Origin of the sequence: Kitasatospora sp. NPDC127060 (assembly GCF_042724935.1) — a bacterium.
Lineage (GTDB): Bacteria > Actinomycetota > Actinomycetes > Streptomycetales > Streptomycetaceae > Kitasatospora.
The window spans coordinates 102,624-127,078 of the sequence record NZ_JBHXEG010000008.1 but is presented as its reverse complement, the minus strand read 5'-3'; the positions used below and the strand labels follow the sequence as shown (position 1 = coordinate 127,078).

Sequence of the window (24,455 nt, the reverse complement as noted above, 5' to 3'; positions counted from 1 at the left end):
ACCACCCTCCTCCCCCTCCCACAGCGACCCGTCCTCCAAATCCCCCCACAACACCACCCCCCCCCCCCCCGGGGCCCCGGCCACCCCCCCGGCCGGCGCGGCCCCACAGGACCTGGCTACTTCTGCTTGATCGCCGAGATGTCGAACTCCAGCACGACCTTGTCGCCGACCAGCACGCCACCGCCCTCCAGCGCCGCGTTCCAGGTCACCCCGAACTCCTTGCGGCTGATCGTCGCCGAACCCTCCAGGCCCACCCGCAGGTTGCCGTACGGGTCGACGGCATTGCCGGTGTACTCGAAGTCGATGCTCACCGAGCGGGTGGTGTCCTTGATGGTGAGGTCACCGGTCACCCGGTACTCGGTGTCGGACTTCACCTCGACCGAGGTGGAACGGAAGGTGATCTCGGGGAAGTTCGGCGCGTCCAGGAAGTCGTTGGTCCGCAGGTGCTGGTCGCGCTGCTCCACCCCGGAGTCGATGCTCTCCGCCTTGATCACCACCTGGCCGGTCGATCGCGACGGATCGCCGCCGTCCAGGTGGGCGCTGCCCTCGAACTGCCCGAACGAGCCCCGGACCTTGGTCACCATGGCGTGACGCGCGACGAAGCCGATCCGGGAGTGCGCGGGGTCGAGGACGTAGTCCCCGGTGAGCTCGGTGAGCGAAACGGTCACGGGGTACCTCCGAGTTGGCTTGGGTCCTGGCGTCAGTCTGCAACGTGTCAGCCCGATGCAGTACCCCCCGCCCGCCGCGCGGCGCCGCCCCGCCAGGTTCCCGCCAACGGGTGAAGCCACCTCAGTCCCGGTACGGGACCAGCCGCGCCAGGTCCAGCTCGAAGCCGAACGGCTCGGGGATCCGGATCGTCTCGCCGAACTCCCGGTCGGTCCGGGTGTGGTAACGGTCGCGGTTCGGTTCGGAGAACAGGGTGACCGACTTACGGCGTGGATCGATGATCAGATAAAGGGGGAAGCCCATACGCGGGTAGTCGCGGACCTTGCCCGTCCAGTCGTTCTCCGGGTTGGAGGGCGACACGACCTCGACCGCGATCAGGGCCAGCTCGGCGGGGATGTCGTGGCCACCGAGCTCGATGACGTCCTCGGGCAGGTAGGTGAGGTCGGGATTGCGAACGGCACCCGCGCCCGGCGAGGAGAGGTCGCTGTTGCCGGTCGGGAAGTACCCCGCCGGGCAGTGCGCCTCGAACTGGCGCTGCACGATCGACAGGTTCAGCTGGTGGATCGACGACGGCGACGCCTGCATGACGATGATCTCGCCGGACAGCTCGACTTTGTAGCCGCTCGGGAGGGCCTGTCGGGCCTCTTCGAGAAGACGGTAGTGCTCGGGATTCATGCGATCTCCTCCGGTGCTCCTGCCACCGTACGGTAGTCGGGGCGGGCGGGACGTCGCTCCCGCCCGCCCCGATCACATGCTCCTCAGGCCTCCGGCGGCGGGGGTGGGCCCTCGGTGGGGAGGCGGCGGGCGAGGAGGGCTCCGGCGGCGATCAGGGTGGCCGTGAGGGCGAGGGCGAGGCGGTAGGGGGTGGGGTCGGGGCCGTCGGTGAGGGCGCCGATCAGGGCGGCGGTGGCGGCGATGCCGAGGGCGCCGCCGAGGGTGCGGAGGATGGTGAACAGGGCCATCGCCCGGCCCAGCGCAGGGGCCGGGACGTCGGCGAAACCGGCGATCTGGACGGTGAGCACGGCGGTGCCCAGCACCAGTCCGACGGCGAACATCAACGCCCTTACGGCCCAGGGATTCTCGGCGAAGCCGAGGGCGGCGAGGACCGTCGCGGCCAGCAGCAGGGCGGGCAGCGCGAGGCAGCGCGGGCCGAGCCGGGGCAGCAGGCGGTCGACCACCCGGGAGGCGGCCAGCAGGCCGATCGCCTCCGGGAAGACGCTCAGCCCGGCGTCCAACGCCGTTGCGCCGCGAACGGCTTGGTAGAGCAGCGGGAGGACGAACAGGGCGCCCATCAGTCCGGCCGAGGTGAGCAGGGCGAGCCAGCCCGCCGCGCCGTAGGACCGCTCGGCGAGCAGGCGCAGGTCCACCAGCGGTGCGGGGGCGCGGAGTTGGTTCCGTACGGCGAGCCCGAGCAGCGCCGCCCCGGCGAGTCCGCCGAGCCAGACCGCCGGAGCGGACCAGCCGTGGGCGGGCCCGAAGCCGAGAGCGTAGGTGAGCAGGCCGAGGCCGGGGGTGGCGAGCAGGAAGCCGCGGGTGTCGAAGCGGCCGGCCGGGGGTTCCGGCTCGCTCCGCAGCGCGAGCAGGCCGATGGTGACGGCGGCGATCCCGATCGGCAGGTTGACCAGGAACAGCCAGTGCCAGGAGAGGTGTTCGGTGAGGAAGCCGCCGAGCGGGGGCCCGAGGGCGGGCATCAGGGCGGTCGGCACGATCAGGATCCGGCCCAGCCGCGGACGCTCCTGCGGCTCGAAGGCACGGAACAGCAGCGTCATGCCGACCGGGGTGAGCAGTCCGCCGGCCACGCCCTGGCCGGCGCGGGCGGTGGCCAGCGCGCCGAGGCCGGGGGCGGCGGCGCACAGGGCGGAGGCGAGGGTGAAGGCGGCGAGCGCGCCGAGGAACACCCGCTTCACGCCGTACCGGTCACCGAGCCAGCCGGCCACCGGCAGACCGAGGGCGAGGCCGACCAGGAAGGCCGTCTCGACGGCGTTGGCCGCGGGGACGGGTCGGCCGAAGTCCTCGGCGATGCGGTAGAGCGCGGGGTTGACGATGGTGGAGTCGAGGCCGTTCATGCACATCGCGGCGGTGTGGACGACGACCACGGCGGCGCGCCCCGCGAGCAGGGGGCGCGCCGGGGACTCGACGGCCGGAGGGGTCACAGGTCGGTCCAGTGCGCTGTGATCCAGGCGAGTGCGTCGGGTCGCGCGCAGGGGCCGTGGGCGACGCCCCAGCCGGCCGGGACGGCGGCGAAGGCGGGCCACAGGGAGTGCTGGCCCTGATCGTTGACGAGGGCCAGGAACTCGCCGTCGGCGTCGAAGGGGTTGGCGGGGGCGTCACTCATCGGAGGACCTCTCCAGGTGGTCGGCGATCACGCGGGCGATGTGCGCGATAGGGGCGGGCAGGGTCATGTCCTTGTGGGAGCAGGCCACGTCGGTGTTGTCGATCCGGCCGGACACGTAGGGGGCCCAGAGTGCGGGCACCAGGGAGTCGTCGACGGTGTCGACGGTGGCGCGGAAGAACAGCACGTCGCCGTCGTAGCGGCGGTGGTCGTAGCCGCGCACCAGGTGGTTGGTGTTGAGGTAGATCTCGTTGAGCGCGCTGACGGTGGCCCGGTCGAGCCCGGCCAGCGGGCTGCCCTCGCGTCCCAGCAGCGCGATCACGGCGTCGAGTTCTAGCGGCTGCCGGTCGAGGTCGGCCGGGCCGAAGCCGCCCATGGTGAGCAGGGCCTCCAGGGCCTCGGCCTGGTCGGGGACGGGCAGTTCGCGGAAGCCCTCGGCCGGGTAGGCGTCCAGGACGGCGAGCAACTCGACGCGCTCGCCCAGCTCCTGGAGTCGGACGGCCACCGCGTGGGCGATGATCCCGCCGGTGGACCAGCCGAGCAGCCGGTACGGCCCCTCTGGCTGGACCTCGCGCAGCCGGTCGGCGTAGTGCGCGGCCAGGTCCTCCAGGGTGGCGGGCAGCGGTTCGCCGGCGGTGGCGGCGCCGACGCCCTGGGCCTGGAGGCCGTAGATCGGCACGTCGGCCGGGAGGTGACGGATCAGGCCGGTGTAGCACCAGCTCAGGCCGCCCGCCGGATGGACGGCGAACAGCGGGGCGCGCCGTCCGGGGGCGGTGGGCCGTAGCGGCAGCAGGACGTCCAGCGCGTCGGCGTCGCGGGCGCCGTCCGACAGCGCCGCGTCGAGGGCGGCCACGCTGGGCGCCTGGAACAGGGTGCCGATGCCGACGTCCAGGCCGAGCACCTCACGGATCCGGCCGGCCAGCCGCACCACCAGCAGGGAGTGCCCGCCGAGCGCGAAGAAGTCGTCCTCGACCCCGACCGCCGCCAACCCCAGCACTTCGGCGAAGAGTTGGCAGAGCTGCTGCTCGCGCGGGCTGCGCGGCGGGCGGCCGGCTCCGGCGGCCGGGGCGTCGGGGGCGGGCAGGGCACGGCGGTCGAGCTTGCCGTTGGCGGTCAGCGGCAGCCGGTCGAGCAGCACCACGGCGGATGGCACCATGTGGGCGGGCAGGCCGGCGGCGGCGTGGGCGCGAACGTCCTCGGGCGTGGCGTCGGCGGCGACGATGTAACCGACCAGTCGCTTGTCGCCGGGGGCGTCCTCGCGGACCATCACGGCGGCGTCGGCCACCGCCGGGTGGGCGGCCAACACGGCCTCGATCTCGCCGGGTTCGATCCGGAAGCCGCGCAGCTTGACCTGCTGGTCGGCGCGGCCGAAGTACTCCAGGACGCCGTCGGGGCGGCGGCGGGCGAGGTCGCCGGAGCGGTACATCCGGGTGCCGGGCTCGTCGAAGAGCCCGGCGTACGGGTCGGCGACGAAGCGGGTGGCGGTGAGGCCGGGGCGGCCGAGGTAGCCGCGGGCCAGTCCGGCCCCGGCCACGTACATCTCGCCGGTGACGCCGGGCGGGACGGGCTGGAGGTGCTGGTCGAGGACGTAGACCCGCAGGTCGGGGATGTTGACGCCGATGGTGCTGCTGCTGGTGGCGGCGGCGCTCGCCCGGTCGAGGGCGATGTGGGAGACGTGCACGGTGGTCTCGGTGATGCCGTACATGTTGACCAGGGTGGGCGCGTCCTGCGGGTGCCGGGAGTACCAGTCGTCGAGGCGGCCGAGTTCGAGCGCCTCGCCGCCGAACACCACGTAGCGCAGGGCGAGGTCGGTGCCGGGGCGGTCCCGGTCGGCGGCGCTGAGCTGGTAGAAGGCGGACGGCGTCTGGTTGAGCACGGTGACGCGTTCGCGGGCGAGCAGGTCGAGGAAGGCGGCCGGGTCGCGGCTGACCAGGTGCGGGACGACGACCAGGTGGCCGCCGTGCAGCAGGGCGCCCCACAGCTCCCAGACCGAGAAGTCGAAGGCGTAGGAGTGGAAGAGGGTCCAGACGTCCTGGGCGCCGAAGCCGAACCAGTGGTCGGTGGAGCTGAACAGCCGGGCCACGTTGCGGTGGGTGACGGGCACGCCCTTGGGGCGGCCGGTGGAGCCGGAGGTGTAGATGACGTAGGCGGTGTCGTCGGGGCGCAGCGGACGGGTGCGCTCGTGCTGGGCCAGCGGGGTGGCCGGGAAGTCCGCCGACTCCGCGCCGTCGACCAGGAGTCGGGGTACCGCGTGGGCGGGCAGCCGGGGCGCGGTGGCCCGGTCGGTGAGCAGGGCGGCGGGGGTGGCGTCGGCCAGCATGTAGGCGAGGCGGTCGGCCGGGTAGTCCGGGTCCAGCGGGAGGTAGGCGGCGCCGGACTTGGCCACCGCGAGCAGGGCGACGACCAGGTCGACCGAACGGGGCAGGGCGAGGGCGACGATGGTGCCGGGGCCGGTGCCGTGGGCGGCCAACAGCCGGGCCAGCCGGTCGGCGCGGGCGGCGAGTTCGGTGTAGTCGAGCCGCTCCTCCGCGCAACTGACGGCGGTGGCCGTCGGGTTGGCGGCGGCGGCCGCCTCGAACAGCTCCGGCAGGGTGGCGGTCGAGGAGGCGGGCAAGGAGCCGGTCGGGGCGGCGGTCGGCGCGGCGCTCGGGACGGCGGTCGGCGCGGTGTCCGCCGGGGTGCCGTTCCACTCCACCAGGGCGCGGTGGCGCTCCTCGGCGCTGATCAGCGGAAGTCGGCCGATCGGAGTGTCCGGGGCGTCGGCGGCGGCGGTGAGCAGTCGGGTGAGTCGGTCCCCGAGCCCGGCCACGGTGGCGGCGTCGAAGAGGTCGGTGCGGTACTCCAGGAAGCCGCCGATGCCGCCGCCGGGCAGCTCCCCGGCGTTCAGGGTGAGGTCGAACTTGGCGGTGCCGCTGGGGATCGCGGCGATCTCGGCGGTCAGGCCGCCGCCCAGGGCGGTGGGCCGGTCGGCGCGGCTCTGCCAGGCGAGCATCACCTGGAACAGCGGGTGCCGGGCGAGCGAGCGGGCCGGGTTGAGCTCCTCGACCAGCCGGTCGAATGGCAGGTCTGCGTGCTCGTGCGCGGCCAGGACGGTGCCGCGCACCCGCTGGAGCAGCTCGCGGAAGCTCGGGTCGCCGGAGGTGTCGGTCCGCAGGACCACGGAGTTGACGAAGTAGCCGACGAGCGCGGCGGTCCGCTCGTCCTCGCGGCCGGCCAGCGGCGTGCCGATGGGGATGTCGGTGCCGCAGCCGTGCCGGGTGAGCAGGGCGGCGAGGCCCGCCTGGACGGCCATGAAGACGGTGCCGCCGGCGGCCCGGGCCAGCCCGGCGAGGGCGGCGTGCGCCTCGGCGCCGAGGGCGAAGGGCACGGTGGCGCCGTCGTGGCCGGCCACGGCCGGGCGGGGACGGTCGGTGGGCAGGTCCAGCTGGTCGGGCTGCCCGGCGAGGGCGGCGCGCCAGTGCTCGGTCTGCCGCACGGCGAGCGGGGTGGGCGCCTCGGCGGTGCCGAGCAGCTGCCGCTGCCAGGCCACGTGGTCGGCGAACTGGACGGCCGGCGGCTCCTGTCGGGGTGTGTGACCGGCGAGCCGGGCGGTGTAGGCGGCGGCGAGGTCGCGCAGCAGCGGGGTGGTGGAGGCGCCGTCGCTCGCGATGTGGTGGAGCAGCAGGAGCAGGGTGTGCCGCTCGGGGCCGTGGGTGAACAGCGTTGCCCGCAGCGGTGGTTCGGCGCCGAGGTCGAAGGCGTACCGGACGGCCTCGGCCACGTGTCCACTGCCGTCGCCGTCCGCGTCGCCGTCCCCGTCCCCGTCCCCGTCCCCGTCCCCGTCGCTGCCGCTGCTGCCGCCGTGGTGGAGTTCGATCGGGGCTGCGGGCAGGATGCGCTGGTACGGGGTGCCGTTCGGCTCCTCACCGTAGACCGTGCGCAGGATTTCGTGCCGGGCGGTGAGGTCGCCGAGGGCGAGGGTGAGGGCGGCGCGGTCGAGCGGGCCGGTGAGGGTGAGGGCGAGCGGGATGTTGTAGGTGGGGGTGGGGCCTTCGAGGCGGTGCAGGAACCAGAGGCCGCGCTGGGCGGGCGAGAGCGGGAGGCGCTCGGTGCGGGGTACCGGCACCAGCGCGGGGCGCTGCTCGGGCGCCGGACCGCCGCCCTGGAGCAGGGTGGCGAGGGCGGCCGGGGTCGGGTGGCGGAACACGTCGGCGAAGGCGACCGGCGCGGCGAAGGTCTCGCGCAGCCGGGCGGCCAGTCGGCCGGCCAGCAGGGAGTGCCCGCCGAGGTCGAAGAAGGAGTCCTCCCGCCCGGGGGCGGCGGGCAGGCCGAGGACGTCGGCGAACAGCCCGCAGACCAGTTCCTCCTGCGGGGTGGCGGCGGCCGCACCGGGGGTGGGGGTGGCGGGCTCCGGGAGGGCGCGGTGGTCGAGCTTGTCGTGGGCGGTGCGCGGCAGTTCGTCCAGCAGCAGGACGGCCGCCGGGACCAGGTGGGCGGGCAGCCGGGCGGCGAGCGCGGCGCGCAGCTCCTCCGGGTCGGGCGCGTCACCGGCGGCGGGGACGACGTAGCCGAGCAGTCGCTTGCCCTGCGGTCCGGGCCGGGCGATCACCACCGCCTGGGCCACACCCGGGAGTTGGGTGAGCGCGGCGGCGATCTCGCCGGGCTCGATCCGGAAGCCGCGGATCTTCACCTGGCCGTCGGCCCGGCCGAGGAACTCCAGGGTGCCGTCGGGGCGGCGGCGGGCGAGGTCGCCGGTGCGGTACATCCGCTCACCGGACGGGCCGAAGGGGTCGGCGAGGAAGCGTTCGGCGGTGAGGTCGGGACGGCCGAGGTAGCCGCGGGCCAGGCAGGCGCCGGCCACGTACAGTTCCCCGGTGACGCCGTCGGGGGCGGGGCGCAGCGAGCCGTCCAGGACGTAGGCGCGGGAGCCGCGCACCACCCGGCCGACCGGGGCGCCGTCCGGGCCCGGGGTCCAGGCGTAGGCGTCGACGGTGGTCTCGGTGGGGCCGTAGAGGTCGATCGGGTGCAGGCCGGGGACGGCGGCCAGCCGCTGCCAGAGGGCGGGCGGGGTGGCTTCGCCGCCGACGGCGAGGACCGAAGGACGGTGCCGGTCCTCGTCCAACGCGCCTTCGGTGATCAGGACTTCGAGGTAGGAGGGGGTGAGGTCGAGGTAGTCGATGCGCTCCCGGTGGAGGTGGGCCGCGAGCGCGGCCGGGTCGCGGTAGGTGGCGTCGTCCAGCAGGTGGAGTTCGTGGCCGTGGACCATCCACAGCACCGGGTCCCAGGAGGCGTCGAAGGCGAAGGACGCGCTGTGGGCGATGCGCAGCCGGTCGCGGCCGGTGCGGCGGAGGGCGGGGGCGATGTGGTCCTCGCCGTGGCCCGCGTGCAGGTTGGCGAGCGCGGCGTGGGTGACGATCACGCCCTTGGGGCGACCGGTGGAGCCCGAGGTGTGCAACACGTAGGCGGCGTCGTGGAGTCGGGGCGGCGGCGGGGCGGTGTCCGGCGCGCCGTCGGCGTCCGACTCGTGCGGAGCGTCCGGACTGTGAGCGGCGCCCGGCTCGTGCCCGGCGTCCGGCGTGCCGTCGGCGTCCGCCGACAGCCGGACGGTGGGCAGGCCGGGCGGCAGGTCGAGGGCGGTGAGCGCGTCGGGGGTGCCGAGAGCGCAGACCGGGCGGGCGTCGGCCAGCACGGCGGCGAGCCGCTGCCGGGGGTGGGTCAGGTCGAGGCTGACGCAGGCGCCGCCGGCCTTGAGCACGGCGAGCATCGCGACCAGGGTGTCGGCGCTGCGCGGCAGGGCGAGTGCGACGGGTGCGCCGGCCCGGACGCCGAGGGCGGCCAGACGGTGGGCGAGACGGTTGGACCGGCGCTCCAGCTCGGCGAAGGTGAGGGCGGCCGGACCGCAACGGACCGCGACGGCGTACGGGGTGCGGGCGGCCTGGGCGGAGAACAGCTCGGGCACGGTCCGCTCGACCGGCGGCTCGGCGCGGCCCTCGGTGGCCCGGCGAAGGGCGTCGGCGTCCAGCAGGTCGATCCGGCCGATCGGCGTCCGCGGGTCGGTGAGCAACTGCTCGGCGAGGGCGTCGAGGTAGCGCAGCAAGCCGTCCCGGTGGGTGGCGAGCGAGCCGGCGCCATGACGGGCCGGGTCGGCGTCGAGCGCCAGCCGCAGGGAGCCGTCGGGGCCGGGTGAGACGTTGACGGCGAGGTCGTCCACGGGTCCGGCGGCGAGGTTGCGGACCACGCCGGGCAGGCCGGCCAGGTCGAGGTCGGCCTCGAAGGCCTTGATGTTGACCATCGGGCCGAACAGGGCGCGGCGCCCACCGGTCAGGCCGAGGTCGCGGCGCAGGTCCTCCAGGGGGTAGCGCTGGTGGCGGCGGGCGGTGCGCAGGGCACGGACCACCCGATGCAGCAGCTCCTCGGCGGAGTCGGCGGGGCGGACGGCGAGGCGCAGCGGGAGGACGTTGGCGGTGGCGACGGGCGTGCGCAGGGCGGCCGGGCCGCGGCGGTTGGCCAGCGGCAGGCCGAGCACCACGTCCTCGGCGCCGGTCAGGCGGTGCAGGTAGCCGGCGGTCGCGGCGAGCAGGAGTTCGGCCCAGGTGGCTCGGACGGCGGTGGCCGCGCGCTCCAGGCACTCCCGAGCGCCGGCGGGCAGGGTGGCGGTGACGCACAGCGGGGCCGACGCGCTGCCCGGGCCGTCGGCGGGAGTACCGGTACCGGTCAGGGCGGCGGGCGTGCCCGGCAGGTCGGCGCGCGCGCTGGGCAGGGTGGCGGGGGCCTCGGCGCCGGCGAGGTGGGCGGTCCAGTGGGCGCGGTCCGCCGCGTAGTCGCCGCTCGCGCGGTAGGCGGCTTCCTCGGCGGCGGCTTCGGCGAGGCCCGCGAAGGGGCTGGGGCCGGGTCCGGTGCCACTGGTGTGCGCGGTGTAGCGGGCAGCGACGCGCTCGCCGAGGAGTGTCAACGCGTAGGCGTCGACCGCGAGATGGTGGATCCGGCGGTACCAGAGCCGACGGTCGTCGGCGAGCCGGATGAGGGCCTGGGTGAACAGCGGGCCGGTGGAGAGGTCGGCCGGGCGGGCGAGATCGGCGCGCATCCAGGCCTCGGCCTCGGCGTCCGGGTCGTGGGCGGCGCGCAGGTCGAGGCGGTGCAGCGGCCAGTGGGGGGCGTCGGGGTTCGGCCGCTGGTGCGGGGTGCCGTCCGGGCCGGCGACCACGACCACGCCGAGCGCCTCGGCCTCGTCCACCGTCTGCCGCAGGGCCGCCTCGAACGCGTCCTCGTCGAGCCGTCCGGTGATCTCGACGGCGTCGCCGGTGTTGTAGACCGGGCTGTCCGGGTCGAGCGACTGGCCGTACCAGACGGCGGCCTGGGCGGCGAGCAGCGGGACGTCGGCGGGCCGCGCCCCGGTGGGCTGGTGATCGGCGGGGTGCGTTTCGACGGCGGGCATGGTGCGGAGAGCTCCTCGGGGATCCGGAACGCCTTACTTAGGTTAGCCTAACCTAACTTCATGTGATCTGATCAACGGCCCGGTGCCGGCCACGCCCACCCCGAGACCGCCTTCGGGGAACACCGGGCGGCGGCCTGGCGCGGCGAACTGCTGCGCACCCACCGCTACTTCGTCACCGCGCCGGCCCACGGCCTGGCCACCGCCTTCACGGCGAGCCTCGGCAGCGGGCCGGTCACCGTCGCGTCGGTCTGCGAGTACGACGTCCTGCCCGGCCTCGGGCACACTGAACGTTGTTCACCGTTCGCTGTCGTCATCCACCGTCACCCGTCCGTCAGCACCACGGCCGCCCCCGTCCGCAGCGGCCAGAGGAACCCCCAGTGCGGCAGCCGCAGTTGCAGCACCCGGTCCCCCGGCCCGAGCGGATGGGCGCCCTGCAGTTCCCGCACCCGCCGGTCCGCCTCACCATGGGTCAGGCGGACGGCGCCCGGGCGCCCGCCCGGGCCGTACCCGACGCAGAGCAGGTGCTGCGGGGTGAGCGCCCGCGGCGGATCGGTGTCCAGCTCAGCCGAGGCGTCCAGCCCGGCCACCGCCCCCGGCACGGCCTCCCCCAGCACGCACACCAGCTCGTTCCGGGCGACCAGCCACTCCCGCCGCCCGGGCGGGTCCGCCGGGTCCAGCGACAGGTACGCCGCCCCCGACTTGACCACCGCGAGCAGCGCCGTCAGCGATTCCTCCGGGCGGCGGGCCGGTGCCAGCCCGACCGTCGCCCCCGGCCGGGCACCGCGCCGGAGCAGTACCCGCGCCAGCCGGTTGGCCGAGGCGTTCAGGTCCCGGTACGTCACCGTCCCGCCGTCCGCCAGCACCAACGCCGGGGCGTCCGGAGTCCGGGCCGCCTGCGCCTCGACCGGGCCGACCACGGTGGTGGCCGGGTGCTCGACCGCCGGTCCGGACCCCAGCCGGCCCGGCAGGACCAGTCCCTCCGCCGAGACCGGGGCCGGGACCGCTCCCGGCAGCTCCGCCGACGCGGCGCCCGACGGCCCCGCGCCCGCCTCCCGTACGACCCCCGTCATCAGGCCACACCCAGCAGTTCGGCCCAGGCCGCGACGGACGGCCGCTCCGCCAGCCGGACGAACGCCACCTCGGCGCCCTCGGCGCGCCAGCGCTCGGCGAGTGTCATCAGTCGGATCGAGTCCAGCCCCCAGTCCGCCAGGTCCTCCTCCAGCGGGATGTCCGCCGGGTCCCCGCCGAGCAGGTCGGCGACCTCGGCCCGGATCCGCTCCACGCTGAAGCCCGCACCCGCCACTCCACTCATTCCCTTCACTCCGCTCACTGCTCTCACTGCCCTACCGTCCCGTCCAGCGCCCCCAGCACGGCCCCGGTGGTGGTGACCACCCCGCACCGCCCGGCGATCCACTCCAGTGCCGCCCGGTGCTCCTCCGGTCCGAAGTCGGCCACCGCGTCGGCCACCACGAAGGCACGGACGTCCCGCATCCAGGCGTCGCAGGCGGTGGCCTGGACGCCGATGTGGGCGTACACCCCGGTGATCACCAGCTGGTCCCGGCCGTGGTCGCACAGCAGCCGCTCCAACTCGGTGCGCACGAAGGCGCTGTACTTCCACTTGGTGAGCACGGTGTCCCCCGGCGCGGGGGCGACGGCCGGGGCGATCGCCGTGGCGCGCGGGTCGTCGGGGATGCCCGGCCCCCAGAAGTCCTGCTGCAGCCCGCGTTCGGCCGGGCTCTGCCCGCCGCGCTGGGCCGAGTAGACGACCGGCACCCCGTTCGCACCCGCCGCCTTGGTCAACGCGGCGACGTTGTCGAGGAGTTCGGGCGCAGGAGCGGCGTCGCCGGGGAACGCGTCCAGGAAGTGGTTCTGCAGGTCGTGCACCAGCAGGACGGCGCGGGCCGGGTCCACCGTCCAGGAGACCCGGTTGGCGGGCAGGTCCTCGACGGCCGGCAGCGGATAGGAGGGAATGCGGGGCAGGCCCACGATGGTCGAACTCCTCAAGTGGGTTGGCGGGCTTCAGAAATGGGAGCCGGAGGCGGAACGGGTGAGGGAGGCCGCGATGGCGGCCCGCAGGTCCTTCTTGCTGACCTTGCCGATCCCGGTGGCGGGAAAGGCGTCGACGAACTCCACGCGGTCCGGCACCTTGTAGTCGGCCAGGCCGCGCTGCCGCACGAAGCGCTTCAACTCGACGCCCTTCGGCGGCTGTGCACGGTGCTCGGCGCGGATCACCACGTACGCGCAGGTCCGCTCGCCCAGGTACGGGTCGGGCATCGACACCACCGCCGCGTCGTGCACGGCCGGGTGGGCGAGCAGGTGGTTCTCGATCTCCTCGGCGGCGACCTTCTCGCCGCCCCGGTTGATCTGGTCCTTGGCCCGGCCCTCGACCACCAGGTGGCCGCTGGGCAGCCGGCGGACCAGGTCGCCGGTGCGGTAGAAGCCGTCCGGGGTGAAGGAGTCGGCGTTGTGCCCGGGCGCGTTCCAGTAGCCGCGGATGGTGTACGGGCCGCGGGTGAGCAGGTGTCCGGTGGTTCCGTCGGGCAGGTCGCGGTCCTGGTCGTCGACGACCCGGACCTCGTCGTCGGGCGAGATCGGGCGGCCCTGGGAGGTGGTGATCAGCTCCTCCGGGTCGTCCAGCCGGGTGTAGTTGACCAGGCCCTCGGCCATCCCGAACACCTGCTGGAGCGTGCAGCCCAGCACCGGCCGCACCCGCCGGGCCGCCTCCGTGCTGAACTTGGCGCCGCCGACGAGCAGGACCTCCAGGCTCTCGTGGCCGCGGGCGCCGCGCTCGGCGGCGTCCAGCCACAGCAGCGCGAGCGGCGGCACCAGACCGGTGACGGTCACGCCCTCGCGCTCGATCAGCGGGAAGGCCGTCTCCGGGTTCGGCTGCGGGCAGAGCACCACCCGGCCGCCCGCGTACAGGGTGCCGAGCGAACCGGGCGAGCTGAGCGGGAAGTTGTGGGCGGCGGGCAGCACGCACAGGTAGACGCTGCGCCCGTCCAGCGCGCACAGCTCGACCGATCCGCGCAGCGAGTAGATGTAGTCGTCGTGGGTGCGCGGGATCAGCTTGGGCACGCCCGTGCTGCCGCCGGAGAGCTGCAGGAAGGCGACGTCCCCGGGCTCGGGTTCGCGCTGCGGCCCGGGCCCGTCGCAGGGCACGTCGGCCAGCCGGACGTGCTCACCCGGGTCCCCGCCGGCCACCAGCACCAGTCGCAGCGCCGGATTCTCCGCCTGGACGCGGCCGGCGAGTTCGCGGTGGTCGAAGCCGCCCTCGACGCCCGGGACGACGTACGCCACCGCGCCCGTGAACGAGCAGAAGTGCGAGACCTCCGCGTACCGGTGCGCGGGCAGCGCGAAGACGGGCAGCGCGCCGATCCGGAACAGGGCGAAGACCACCTCGAAGAACTCGGCGGCGTTCGGCAGTTGGACCACCACCCGGTCCCCGGTCCGGATGCCCCGGGCGAGCAGCCCGGCGGCCATTCGGTCGGCCCGGCGGTCGAGTTCGGCGTACGTCCAGCGCCGCTCCCCCGCCGCGACCGAGTGTCCGCCCGGGTCGACGACGGCGGTCCGCTCGCCGTGCGCGGCTGCGCGCTCGCGCAGCATCCGCCCGAAGGTCTCGCCGCGCCAGTGTCCGGCGGCCCGGTAGCGTTCGGCGAACTCGGCCGGGTACGGGGTGAATCCGTCCAGCACATCGTCCAGGGCGGTCACCGGGCCACCCCCGCGGCGTCCAGGAAGGTGCGGAACTTGGCGCTGGTCTCGGCGAGTTCGGCCTCCGGCCGGGACTGCTCGACCACCCCGGCGCCGGCGTACACCCGCAGCGTCCGTCCGTCCGCCTCCGCGCAGCGGATGGTCACCACCCACTCGCCGTCGCCGGTCTCGTCGCCCCAGCCGACCATGCCTGCGTAGAGGCCCCGGTCGAAGGGCTCGACCTCGCCGATCACCCGGCGCGCGAGGTCCGTCGGCGTCCCGCAGACGGCCGGGGTCGGGTGCAGTGCGCAGGCCAACTCCAGGGCGGAGCGGGCCGGATCGGCCAGCTCGCCGCTGATCGTGGTGGCCAGGTGCCACATCGCGGCGGTCCGCACCAGGGTGGGCCGCTCCGGCACCTCCAGGTCGCGGCAGTACGGCGCCAGCGCCGCGCGGACGGCGTCCACCACGACGGCGTGCTCGTGCAGATCCTTGGGCGATTCCAGCAGCGCGGCGGCCCGGCGCACGTCCTCGCCGAGGTCCTCGCTGCGCGGTACCGACCCGGCCAGCGGGTTGGCCAGCACGGCCGATCCCCGCCGGGAGAGCAGGAGTTCGGGGCTGGCGCCGATCAGGGTGCGGCCGCCGCCGGCCGGTACGGCGAAGGTGTAGCCGCCGGGGTCGCGGCGGGCCAGTCGCTGCAGGACGGCCGGCAGGTCGAGCGGCCGGTCGCTGCTCAGCTCCAGTGTCCGGGCCAGCACCACCTTGCTCAACTCCCCACCGCGCAGCCGCTCCACGGCCGCTGCGACGCCCGCGCCGTACACCTCGGGCGCCGGCACCGGGCGGATCCGCCAGCCGGTGTCCGCGGCCTGCGGGGCGGGCAGCGCGATCAGCGGGTCGTCGCGCAGCGCCCCGGCGGCCCGGACCACGGCGGGGACGGCCAGTTCGGCCCGGCCGTCGTGGTCGAAGGCCACCGCCCCGACCACCAGCGGCCGTTCGACCCCGGCCCGACGCGCCCCGGCCAGCGTCTCGGCGACCCGGACGGGCAGCGGGCGGGCGTCCTGCGGCACCCGGGCGTGCAGGCCGGCGGCGAGCAGGGTGCGGGTCGGCGAGGCGAAGAACGCCTCGTCGGCGGCGGCGCGGTACTGGCCGAGCAGGCCGCTGGCCGCGCCGATGGCGGCCTGGTCGGAGCCGCCGTCGGTGGGGGCTGGCGGGGCGTGGTGCACCGTGGTCACGGTGGTCTCTCCAGTCTGGGGCGGGTGTGCGGTGTGCGGTGTGCGGTCTGCGGTCTGCGGTCTGCGGTCTGCCGGTTCTCGGGGTCCACCGGTCTGCGGGAGGCTCCTCAGGCGCGCAGGGTCGCACCGCCGTCGACGTACAGGTCGTGCATGGTGATGTGCCGGGCCCGGTCGGAGGCCAGGAAGAGCACCGCCTCCGCGACATCGGCGGGCGCGGCGATCCGACCGAGCGGGATGCCCACCCGCCAGGCTCCCAAGTCCCCCTCGATCACCCGCCGTTCGGACGCCTCCGCGTCCTCGCCCCAGAGCGCGCGCTGCATCTCGGTGTCGGTCGACCCGGGCGAGACGACGTTGCAGCGCACCCCGGAACGGGCCAGCTCCAGCCCGAGGCAGCGGGTGAACATGGTGGCCGCGGCCTTGGACGCCGCGTAGGCGGCCATCCCGGCCCGCGGCACCCCGGCGGCGTTGGAGCCGACGGTGACGATGGCGCCCCGCCCACGCTCGGCCATCCGGCGGCCGACCGCCCGACCGGCGTGGAACACTCCGGTGGCGTTGACCGCGAAGGTCTCCGCCCAGTCGGCGTCGGCCAGTTCGACGACCGGCGCGGCCCGCAGGACACCCGCGACGTTCACCAGCACTTCCACCGGCCCGATTTGATGTTCGATCAACTCGACTGCACTGCTCACCTCTTGAGAGTCAGCGACATCCACCACATACGGATGGACCGCAGCGGACTCGGCCGCGACACCGGCGAGCGGGCCGGCGCTCCGGTCCACCGCCGCGACGACGGCCCCCTCCGCGGCCAGCGCCCGGACCACGGCCGCGCCGATGCCCTGCCCGGCTCCGGTGACCATCGCGACGACACCGGCGAATTCGGACCGCTCCACGGGACTTCCCCTCCGACCAGCATTATTAGGTAAGCCTAACCTAACATAACGGTTCGTCTGCGTCGCCAGTCCGTTCGACCCGTCACGACACCTGGGCCCCCGTCAATCCGCCCGAACACACGAAGCGGCCGCCCACCCCGACCGCGCGGGCGGGCGGCCTCGGATCCCTACCGGCCGGCGGTGTGGATCCGGTCGAAGCCGTCGGAGCCGGGCCCGTCGAGGTGTTCGGCGCGCTGGAGGCCGGCCCGGAGGGCGACGCGCCGGGAGGGGGGTCCGCCGGGAGGGCGACGCGCCGGGAGGGGGGCCCGCCGGGAGGGCGACGCGCCGGGAGGGGGGCCCGCCGGGAGGGGGGCCCGCCGGGCGGATGCGGGCGATCAGGGGCGGCCCGGGGGCACGGGCGGCGGCCCGGCCGACGACGGTGGCGGCGGCTTCGACGGCGCAGCCGTGGCCCGGGCGGCGGGGCGAAGCGGTGGAAGAGGTTGAGGACCGGTCGGCCGGCCGGCTCCATCGGCTGGACGCCGCAGCAACCCCATCGGCTGCGGCGGGGCGGCGCAGGAGGAGTCAACGGGTGGTCAACTCTTCGCGCGCGACCATCCGTTGATGATTCGGACGGAATGCCGCCCGAGGGTGTGTCAGTGGGCCGCCGGGGGCGGGGTGAGCCCGGCGCAGCCGCGCAGGCCGTCGCGACGCTTGAGGGCCGCCTCGGCGGCGGCGCCGGTGACCGGCTGGGGGATGCCCTTGTCGTCGATGGTGGCCGGGGCGAAGGCCTCGCCGGTGACCTTGCCGTCGGCGGCGAGGGTGAGGGTGGTGACGCCGGTCTCGTTGGAGAAGGCGTAGTTGGAGGTGCCGTACCAGAGGAAGTTGCCGAAGCCGTACCCCACGTAGGTGTTGCCGAGCATGCCCGAGCCGACCATGGTGTGGGCGTGGGTGCCGACCACGGCGGAGGCGCCGACGGCGGCGAGCTTCTTGGCGACGGCGGTCTGCGCGGCGGTCGGGCAGGCCTTGCCCTCCTCGCCCCAGTGCAGGTAGACGAGCACCACGGGGGCCTGCTGCTTTGCCGCCTGCACGGCCGAGACCAGCGCGGGGACGTCCAGGGCCGAGGCGATGCCGGGCTTGTTGGCACCGGCCCGCCACTTCTGGTTGGTGATGTCCTCGACCTGGCTGGCGGCGACCACCGCGACCTTCACCCCGCGCACGGTGGTCAGGTACGGGGCGTACGCCTCCTTGGCGTTGTGCCCGACGCCGATCACCGGCACGGGCGAGGAGTCCTTGGCGGCCAGGGTGTCGGCGAGGCCGTCGGCGCCGAAGTCGACGGCGTGGTTGTTGGCCATCGAGACGACGTCGACGCCGGAGTCCTTGAGGACGGACAGCGCCTTGGGGGTGGTGCGGAAGGTGTACGTCTTCGGCTCCGGTGCGCCTCGCCCGGTGATCGCGGTCTCCAGGTTGAGCACGGAGAGGTCGGCGTCGGCGAGGGTGCGGGAGATCGGGCCGAGGGCCTGCTCGGGCGGCTGGACGGTCAGCCGGGGTTCGGTGCGCCCCTCGAAGTGGACGTCCCCGGCGAAGGCGACGGTGATGCTGCCGTCCGGGCGGGGCGGGCCGCCCTTGGTGGGGGCGGCGGCGGGGGCCGTACCGGAGGCCGCACCGGCGGCGGGCGCGGGCGCCGCGGCCGGCGGGGCACTCGAAGCCTTGGCCGGCGCCGGGTCGTCCGGCCCGCAGGCGGCGACGGCGGTCAGCCCGACGAACACGGCGACGGCGGCCGCGGCACGGCGCATGAGTGGTTCCCCCCAGGTCGATACAAGAACGATCAGCCTACGCCACCGAATCGCCACCACTTGAGCTCGCACCCACAACATTCCGGACACAACAGGGCACGGGAGACGGCACAAGGGAGACAGCGCCCGCGAGGCAGGACACGGGAGGACGCAGGAGGCGCGGCACCCCGGAGAACGCTCCCGCCGACCCACCGGGCCCGTCCGTCCCAATCCCCGGCCCCACCCGGCCACCGCATGACTGGCGCCCCGGCCGGACGGCGCGCAGCGTGGAGGTGAGGGCGCAGGCCGGGCGAGCGGGTGGCACGCCCTGGGCCTGGACGCCGGAGGAGGTGCGTGATGGACGACAGCCGACCGGCCCCCGGCCGGAAGCGCCGGATCGTGGTCGGCATCGACGGATCGGAGCCGTCGAAGGCGGCGCTGCGCTGGGCGGTCGGGCAGGCGGTCCTCACCGGGGCCGCGGTGCACGCGGTGGCCGCCTGGGAGTACCCGTCCCTGTACGGCTGGTTCGCGCCGATGGTGGACGAGGGCTTCGAACGGGCCGCCCAGCGCACGCTGACCGCCGAGGTCAACGAGATCGTCGGGCCCGAGTGCCCGGCGGAGGTCCGCAAGAGCCTGCTGCTCGGACACGCCGCCGAGGTGTTGCTGGAGGCGGCCGAGGGCGCGGACCTGCTCGTGCTCGGCAGCCGCGGCCGCGGCACCTTCACCCGGACGCTGCTCGGCTCGGTGTCCACCCGCTGCGCGGTGCACGGGGTCTGTCCGGTGGTGATCGTCCGGGCGGACGGTACGGCCTCGCCCCCGCCGCCGACCGAGGACGCCGTGGCGGAGGAGTGGCCCCCGGCGACCGCCCGTACCAAGGACTGGCAGCTCAGCCTGCACGTGGTCGAGGACCGGGACACCACCCGGGTGCACGCCGTGCTGGACGCCGACGGCACCGTGCTGCACAGCGACGCCCTGGCCCGCCGCAACCCCCGCGACCCCCCGGCCCCGGCGGTCGGCGACGAGTTCGCGGTCGGCCGCGCCCTGGTGGACCTCGGCCACCAGCTGCTGCGCGCCGGGGTCCACGGGGCCACCGGCCCGGCGGAGGGGTGAGCCCTCCGGAACCACCGGAACCCTCCGGACGGGCCGGACGGGCCGGACGGCACCGCTGGCGGACACCACGAACGGACACCACGAGTGGGCGCCCGCCGCGTGCGGTAGGACATGCTGGACCCGACCCCCTCACCCCCGCCGGAGCCGTCCCCACCGATGAACACATCCGACCCCGCCGCCCTCGGCGCTGCCGCTCCCGACTTCACCCCCGCCGAGCGTGCCCGCGGCCGCGCGCTGCGCCGCGCCCAGCTGCCGTGGGCGCTCGGCGGCCGGGTGGCGGGACTGGCGCTGACCCTGGTGCTCGGCCTGACCCCGGCCGGTGCCGCGCTGGTGACCGCCACCGGCCGCTGGTTCGGCGGTTCCCGGACGGCCGAGGTGCTGGCCGGCGCGACGGCGCTGGTGGTGCTGGGCCAGGTGCTGCAACTGCCCTTCGGCGCCGGGGTGCGCACCGTCCGGGCCCGGTACGGGCTGGTGACCCAGGGCTGGGCGGGCTGGGCGGTGGACGCCGTGCGCGCGTTCGCGCTCACCCTGCTGCTGGTCCTGCCGCTGGTGCTCGGACTGTTCGCGCTGACGGCCTGGTCACCGCGGTACTGGTGGCCGGCCGCGGCGGGCGGGGCAGCCCTGCTGACGGTCGCGCTGTCCTTCCTCCACCCGCTGCTGATCGAGCCGGTGTTCAACCGCTTCGACCCGATGCCGCCGGGCGAACTGCGCACCGCCCTGCTGGCGCTGGCCGAGCGGGACGGGGTGCGGGTGCGGGACGTCCTGGTGGCGGACGCCTCCCGCCGCACCACCGCGCTGAACGCGTACGTGTCCGGCTTCGGCGCGACCCGCCGGATCGTCGCCTACGACACCCTGCTGTCGGCCGCGCGGCCGCGCGAGGTGGAGCTGGTGGTGGCGCACGAGCTGGGGCACGTCAAGCACCGGGACGTGCCGGTCGGCACGGCGCTCGGGGCGGTGGGCGCGGCCGTGGCGGTCGCCGCACTGGGCCTGCTGGCCGACTGGCACCCGCTGTTGACGGCCGCCGGGGCGGTCGACGCGGCCGACCCTCGGGCGCTGCCGCTGCTGGCCGCGCTCGCGGCGCTGATCGGCGCCCTGTCGGGGCCCGTCCAGTGCGCGGTGAGCCGCCGGATCGAGGCCAGGGCGGATCGGCACGCACTCGAACTGACCGGGGACGTCGAGCAGTTCGTGGCGATGCAGCGCAGACTGGCGGTGGTGAACGTCTCGGATGTCGACCCGCCGCGGGTGCTTGAGCTACTGTTCGCCACTCACCCGAGTGCGACCAGCCGGATCACGGCCGCCCGTGCCTGGCAGGCCGCGCGGGGACGGACGGCGGGCGCTCCGACGACCGTTCCGACCGACGGACCAGCCGACGGACCGGCCGACGGACCGGCCACGAAGCCGCGCACGACCCCGGGCGAATCCGTTGTATAGTGCAACAAATCCCGAGGAGGTAGGAACGCCGTGCCCGGCCGCGAGTCGTCCATCGACACCATCCAGCGCGAGCTGACCGCCTTCGCCCGCCGTGCCCGGCACAAGGCCTCCCAGCTGCACCCCGACCTCTCCCTGGTCACCTACAGCATCCTCGACCTGATCACCGAGCGCGGCGGCTGCCGAGCCGCCGACGTGGCCGCGTACTTCATGCTCGACAAGTCCACCGTCAGCCGCCAGGTCACCGCACTGGAGAAGCTCGGCCTGCTGCGCCGCGAGGCCGACCCGGACGACCAGCGCGGCCAGATCCTGCGCGCCACCGAGGCCGGGCTCACCCTGCTGCGGGACGCCAACGAGCAGCGCCGGATCGCCTTCACCGCCCGCTTCACCGACTGGTCCGACGCCGACGTCGCCCGGTTCGCCGACTACCTGGCCCGGTACGGCGAGGAAGTCTGACCTCCGGCCGCGAGGGCCGACCGGGAAGTGCGGGGCCCGCGACCGGGCGCCGCCGCCCCGGGGTGCGCCCCACCGCCCCCACGGTGTACAGAGGAAAGGTGCCCCTCCGGCAGCGCCCCGACCAACCCCGTCCACGCGCCCGCCGCCGCTCCTGGCGGCCCGACCGCCGCATGATGACGGCGCTGCCGCTCGCACTGATCGCCGTGATCACCGTCGTCGACATCCTCTCACCGCCGGAGATCCACCTCGGCCCGCTGCTGATCGTCGCCCCCGCCCTCACCGCCTCCGTCGCGGGCCCCCGGGCCACCGCCGGGGTCGCCCTGCTCGCCATCGGCGCGCTCACCACCATCGGCGCCGTCCGGGACGACCTGACCAGCGCCAACATCGAGACCCAGCTCAGTGCCCAGGTGGTCGTCTCGGTGCTGATCGTCGCCCTGCGGGTGCTGCGCGACCGGCACGAACGCGAACTGGCACGGGTGCGCTCGGTCTCCGAGGCCGCCCAGCGGGTGCTGCTGCGTCCGCTGCCGGAACGGATCGGGCCGCTGCACCTCGCCTCCTTCTACCTGGCCGCCGAGGCCGAGGCACAGGTCGGCGGCGACCTGTACGCGGCCGCCCGGACCACCGACGGCACGCGGCTGCTGGTCGGCGACGTCCGCGGCAAGGGACTGGCCTCGCTCGGCGACGCGGCGCTGCTGCTCGGCGCCTTCCGGGCCGCCGCCCACCTGCACGCGGACCTGCCCGGCCTGGCCGAGTACCTGGACGGCAGCGTCTGCTGGGACCTCGCCCAGCTGGCCGAGGCCCGTCGGGCCGAACGGTCCCGGCACCAGCGCCCGACCGAGGACGTCCCGGACGAGGGCGCCGAGTCCTTCATCACCGCCGTCCTGCTCGACATCCCGGACGACGGCTCGCTCGTCCACCTGATCGACTGCGGCCACCCGCCCCCGCTACTGCTGCGCCCCGAGGGCCTCACCACGCTCACCACCGAGCACCCCGCGCCGCCGCTCGGCCTGGGCGAGCTCGCCCCGGCCTCCTACGAGGTGCAGACCTTCCCGTTCCGCCCCGGCGACCGGCTGCTGATCTACACCGACGGCGTGATCGAGGCCCGGGACGCCCAGCGCCGCTTCTACCCGCTCACCGAACGGGTCACCGCCTGGCAGGCCGAGCGCCCCGGCGTCCTGCTGAACCACCTGCGCCGCGACCTGCTCGCCCATGTCGGCCGCCGGCTGGACGACGACGCGGCGATGGTGGTCGTGGAGCGGCTCCGGTGACAGATGACAGCGAACAGATGACAGCTGACAGATTTCACCACCTGTCAGCTGTTCGCCACTCCTTGCCGGCCGTCGACCGCCAGTTGCTCTACGGCTGGTACACGTACGGTGTGGTGGTGCTCAGCTGGGCGAAGCCGAGCCGCTCCAGGATCGGGCGGCTCTGGTCGCTCGCGTCCACCTGAAGGTACTCGTAGCCCAGTTCGGCGGCCTGGCGGGCCCGGTGGGCGACCAGGGCGCGGTAGATGCCCCGGCCGCGCCAGCCCGGGACGGTGCCGCCGCCCCACAGGCCCGCGAACCCGGTGCCCGGGGTGAGTTCCATCCGGGCGGCGCTGACCGGCTGGTCGCCGGCCATCGCGACGACCATGAGCAACGTCTCCGAGTCGTGCCGCAGGTGGGAGAGGAGCCGCTCGCGCAATGAGGGCATCTCGGTGCCGAAGGCCAGCTCGTGGGCGGCGACCATGAGGTCCACCCCGGCCTCGTCGGTCACCGGCTCCAGCCGGACGCCCTCGGGCAGTGCCACTTCGGTGGGCAGGTCGGCGATCCGGGCGATCATCAGCGCCTCGTCCGGCTCGGCGGTGAACCCGGCCGCGAGCAGCCGCCGGCCGAGGTCGGCGGGGCGGTCGTGGGCGTAGCTCTTCCACTCGAACTCCAGGCCCAGCCCGGTGAAGTGGGCCACCTGTGCGGCGATCGCGTCGTCCGCCCCGGCCTCGTCCAGTCCGGACCAGACGACGCCGTTCCAGGCGTGCTTCCCGCCGACCTGGCGCACCACGGCGCCGTCGAGCTCCACGCGGACGCCGGGACCGTCCGACCGGGCGTCGCGCCGGATCCGCTGGTCGAACAGGGCAAGTACGTGATCATGATCCATCCGCTCACTCCAACACGCTGCGCGGCCGCTGCGCCACCGGTTTTCACCCCCGACGCCCCGCTCGACCGGCTCCGGCGGAGACGGAGACGGAGGCGGAGACGGAGGACAGGCAGACGATCGAGCCGCCGGGCCGGTCGATGCCGCCGGCCGCGCCGGTCACCACGCAGGAACGGCCGGCCAACCGCCCCGCCACGTTCGGAGTCACGTTCGGAGTCACCATGGCGGGACTCCACCGAGCGCGGCGGCGCGGGGCCGGGCTTCCACGCGACGGGCCCGGACGGGGCCCGACAGGCCCGGACCCGACGGGGGCACCGCTCAGACCGTGAGAACGATCTTCCCCCGCGCATGGCCCTCCTCGCTGACCCGCTGCGCCTGCGCCGCCTCCGCGAGCGGGAACACCCGGTGCACCGGCAGCCGCAGGGTGCCCGCCTCGTGCAGGGCGAGGGCGGCGGCGAAGGCGCGCTGGTGGTAGTACTCGCCGTCCTCGGCGCCGCCGGAGAAGCGGACGCCGTGCTGCTGCGCGCCCGGGATGTCGGCGATGGTCACCACCCGGTCCGCGCCGCCCGCCAGCTCGATGGACAGCGGCAGCACCCCGCCCTTGCCGGCGGCGTCCAGCACCCGGTCCACCCCGTCCGGTGCGACGGCCCGGACCCGCTCGGCCAGGCCCTCGCCGTACGTCACCGGGATGGCGCCGAGTTCGCGCAGGTAGTCGTGGTTGGCCTCGCTCGCGGTGCCGACGACGGTGATGCCGCGCGCCCGGGCGAACTGCAGCAGCAGGGTGCCGACCCCGCCGGCGGCGCCGTGCACCAGCAGCGTCTCGCCGGAGCGCACGCCGAGGAGGGTGAGGACCCGCTCGGAGGTCTCGGCGGCGACCGGGATCGCCGCGGCCTCCTCCCAGCTCAGCGTGGCCGGCTTGTGCACCAGCTCGGCCGCGGCCAGCAGCGCGTGCTCGGCGTAGCCGCCGCCCATCAGGGCGCCGAACACCTCGTCGCCGGGCGCGAAGCCGGTCACCTCCGCGCCGACCGCCTCCACCACCCCGGAGAGCTCGTAGCCGGGCACGGCGGGGAAGGTGATCGGGAAGAACCCGTCCAGCTCGCCGCCGCGCAGCTTGTGGTCCAGCGGGTTGACGCCCACCGCGCGGACCGCGACCCGCACCTGGCCGGGGCCGGGGGCGGGCAGCTCGATGTCGATCGGGCGCAGCACGTCCGCGCCGCCGTACTGGGGGAAGGCGATCGCCTTGGTCATGGAAGTTCCTCGGTTCGTCCGGGAGTTGTTCGTTCCGACGGGATCCATCCTGCGGCGCCCGCACCGGCTCTCCGGCCGGCCGTTCGGACAGTTCGACCTGGCCGAAGGGAGGGGCGG

At 75.1% G+C, this 24,455-nt stretch carries 19 protein-coding genes and 1 pseudogene; 5 read left to right on the top strand and 15 right to left on the bottom strand.

All coding sequences use genetic code 11. The features are described from left to right. Positions 1–116 precede the first annotated feature (116 nt). The 5 genes from ACFWIS_RS07540 to ACFWIS_RS07520 form a co-directional block, all read right to left on the bottom strand. On the bottom strand, positions 117–668 hold the full coding sequence (locus tag ACFWIS_RS07540; protein ID WP_380451632.1) for a YceI family protein: 552 nt from the start codon (positions 666–668) through the stop codon (positions 117–119). 121 nt (positions 669–789) lie between these two features. Then, positions 790–1,341, bottom strand: coding sequence for a Uma2 family endonuclease (locus ACFWIS_RS07535; protein WP_380451630.1), 552 nt, complete (start codon positions 1,339–1,341; stop codon positions 790–792). 83 nt (positions 1,342–1,424) lie between these two features. Next, complete coding sequence (locus ACFWIS_RS07530; protein ID WP_380451629.1) at positions 1,425–2,819, bottom strand: DHA2 family efflux MFS transporter permease subunit; 1,395 nt, start codon at positions 2,817–2,819, stop codon at positions 1,425–1,427. After that, positions 2,816–3,001 (bottom strand): MbtH family protein, encoded by a 186-nt coding sequence (locus tag ACFWIS_RS07525; RefSeq protein WP_380451627.1) that lies wholly within the window; start codon positions 2,999–3,001, stop codon positions 2,816–2,818. The genes ACFWIS_RS07530 and ACFWIS_RS07525 overlap by 4 nt, the downstream gene beginning before the upstream one ends. After that, on the bottom strand, positions 2,994–10,412 hold the full coding sequence (locus ACFWIS_RS07520) for an amino acid adenylation domain-containing protein (protein WP_380451625.1): 7,419 nt from the start codon (positions 10,410–10,412) through the stop codon (positions 2,994–2,996). Before ACFWIS_RS07520 ends, ACFWIS_RS07525 begins: the two co-directional genes overlap by 8 nt. Positions 10,413–10,502: 90 nt before the next feature. Between ACFWIS_RS07520 and ACFWIS_RS07515 the strand changes: the two are divergent. After that, positions 10,503–10,694 (top strand): annotated as a pseudogene (locus ACFWIS_RS07515) (amidohydrolase); the annotation flags it as partial. A 38-nt stretch (positions 10,695–10,732) separates the two neighbouring features. Here ACFWIS_RS07515 and ACFWIS_RS07510 read toward each other — a convergent pair. The 7 genes from ACFWIS_RS07510 to ACFWIS_RS07480 all read right to left on the bottom strand — a co-directional run bounded on the left by ACFWIS_RS07510 (position 10,733) and on the right by ACFWIS_RS07480 (position 17,987). Beyond that, on the bottom strand, positions 10,733–11,482 hold the full coding sequence (locus tag ACFWIS_RS07510; RefSeq protein ID WP_380451623.1) for an AMP-binding protein: 750 nt from the start codon (positions 11,480–11,482) through the stop codon (positions 10,733–10,735). Then, a complete protein-coding gene (locus ACFWIS_RS07505) occupies positions 11,482–11,724 on the bottom strand; it encodes a phosphopantetheine-binding protein (protein ID WP_380451621.1) in 243 nt (80 codons plus the stop codon). Before ACFWIS_RS07505 ends, ACFWIS_RS07510 begins: the two co-directional genes overlap by 1 nt. Before the next feature lie 23 nt (positions 11,725–11,747). Then, positions 11,748–12,398, bottom strand: a complete 651-nt coding sequence (locus ACFWIS_RS07500; RefSeq protein ID WP_380451619.1) for an isochorismatase family protein — start codon at positions 12,396–12,398, stop codon at positions 11,748–11,750. Positions 12,399–12,431: 33 nt separating this feature from the next. Further along, complete coding sequence (locus ACFWIS_RS07495; RefSeq protein ID WP_380451617.1) at positions 12,432–14,120, bottom strand: (2,3-dihydroxybenzoyl)adenylate synthase; 1,689 nt, start codon at positions 14,118–14,120, stop codon at positions 12,432–12,434. Further along, positions 14,117–15,328: an isochorismate synthase DhbC gene (dhbC, locus tag ACFWIS_RS07490; RefSeq protein ID WP_380451615.1), complete on the bottom strand. Its 1,212-nt coding sequence runs from the start codon at positions 15,326–15,328 to the stop codon at positions 14,117–14,119. Before dhbC ends, ACFWIS_RS07495 begins: the two co-directional genes overlap by 4 nt. A gap of 107 nt (positions 15,329–15,435) precedes the next feature. Then, positions 15,436–16,215: a 2,3-dihydro-2,3-dihydroxybenzoate dehydrogenase gene (locus ACFWIS_RS07485; RefSeq protein ID WP_380451613.1), complete on the bottom strand. Its 780-nt coding sequence runs from the start codon at positions 16,213–16,215 to the stop codon at positions 15,436–15,438. Positions 16,216–16,847: 632 nt separating this feature from the next. After that, positions 16,848–17,987 (bottom strand): CapA family protein, encoded by a 1,140-nt coding sequence (locus tag ACFWIS_RS07480; protein WP_380451611.1) that lies wholly within the window; start codon positions 17,985–17,987, stop codon positions 16,848–16,850. Positions 17,988–18,323: 336 nt separating this feature from the next. Here ACFWIS_RS07480 and ACFWIS_RS07475 point away from each other — a divergent pair, with 336 nt between their 5' ends. The 4 genes from ACFWIS_RS07475 to ACFWIS_RS07460 all read left to right on the top strand — a co-directional run bounded on the left by ACFWIS_RS07475 (position 18,324) and on the right by ACFWIS_RS07460 (position 22,228). Then, on the top strand, positions 18,324–19,076 hold the full coding sequence (locus ACFWIS_RS07475; protein ID WP_380451610.1) for a universal stress protein: 753 nt from the start codon (positions 18,324–18,326) through the stop codon (positions 19,074–19,076). Positions 19,077–19,232: 156 nt separating this feature from the next. Beyond that, on the top strand, positions 19,233–20,507 hold the full coding sequence (locus ACFWIS_RS07470) for a M48 family metalloprotease (protein ID WP_380451608.1): 1,275 nt from the start codon (positions 19,233–19,235) through the stop codon (positions 20,505–20,507). Between the two features lie 30 nt (positions 20,508–20,537). After that, on the top strand, positions 20,538–20,960 hold the full coding sequence (locus ACFWIS_RS07465) for a MarR family winged helix-turn-helix transcriptional regulator (RefSeq protein ID WP_380451606.1): 423 nt from the start codon (positions 20,538–20,540) through the stop codon (positions 20,958–20,960). 170 nt (positions 20,961–21,130) lie between these two features. After that, positions 21,131–22,228, top strand: coding sequence for a PP2C family protein-serine/threonine phosphatase (locus ACFWIS_RS07460; RefSeq protein ID WP_380451665.1), 1,098 nt, complete (start codon positions 21,131–21,133; stop codon positions 22,226–22,228). A gap of 88 nt (positions 22,229–22,316) precedes the next feature. Here ACFWIS_RS07460 and ACFWIS_RS07455 read toward each other — a convergent pair whose 3' ends face one another. The 3 genes from ACFWIS_RS07455 to ACFWIS_RS07445 all read right to left on the bottom strand — a co-directional run bounded on the left by ACFWIS_RS07455 (position 22,317) and on the right by ACFWIS_RS07445 (position 24,338). Further along, positions 22,317–23,093 carry a GNAT family N-acetyltransferase gene (locus ACFWIS_RS07455; RefSeq protein ID WP_380451604.1) on the bottom strand — a complete coding sequence of 259 codons (777 nt, stop codon included), beginning with the start codon at positions 23,091–23,093 and terminating at the stop codon, positions 22,317–22,319. A gap of 43 nt (positions 23,094–23,136) precedes the next feature. Then, positions 23,137–23,313, bottom strand: coding sequence for a hypothetical protein (locus ACFWIS_RS07450; RefSeq protein WP_380451602.1), 177 nt, complete (start codon positions 23,311–23,313; stop codon positions 23,137–23,139). A 95-nt stretch (positions 23,314–23,408) separates the two neighbouring features. Next, complete coding sequence (locus ACFWIS_RS07445) at positions 23,409–24,338, bottom strand: NADP-dependent oxidoreductase (protein ID WP_380451600.1); 930 nt, start codon at positions 24,336–24,338, stop codon at positions 23,409–23,411. Positions 24,339–24,455 lie beyond the last annotated feature (117 nt).